The organism is Flavihumibacter cheonanensis (assembly GCF_022352215.1).
GTDB lineage: Bacteria > Bacteroidota > Bacteroidia > Chitinophagales > Chitinophagaceae > Flavihumibacter > Flavihumibacter cheonanensis.
Window position 1 is genome coordinate 1 of record NZ_JAKRWF010000028.1, and the last position, 354, is coordinate 354.

The window sequence follows — 354 nt, forward strand, 5'->3', positions numbered from 1 at the left end:
GGTGGAGCTGGCGGGAGTTGAACCCGCGTCCGAAATTCCTACATCCTCGGTACTACATGCTTAGTCAGTCTTTACATTCGCTTGCCAGCTGCGGACGGACACGCCACTAACAAACTAGCCTGATTAAGTTTTAACGCTTCAACCCCAGGCAGGGCTTCCACGCGATCTCTTTTGGGTTTGACCTCTCTTGATCCCCGTCCTAAGAGCGGAGGCTAGGGAGAGAGGGCTCTAAGCAGGTTATTAAGCTGCTAAAGCGTAGTTTTCGTCGTTTGCGACTATTTTTTGCGGCTTTTTACGAGGCCAACCGCCCCTCGGCATGCACCTTGGGTTTCGCAAATCCCGTCGAATCCAGAA

The 354-nt window shown here is 52.5% G+C and carries 1 other RNA gene; it reads right to left on the bottom strand.

Annotated elements, in window-relative coordinates:
* Positions 1-354: a transfer-messenger RNA gene (gene ssrA, locus MD536_RS20990) on the bottom strand; the annotation flags it as partial.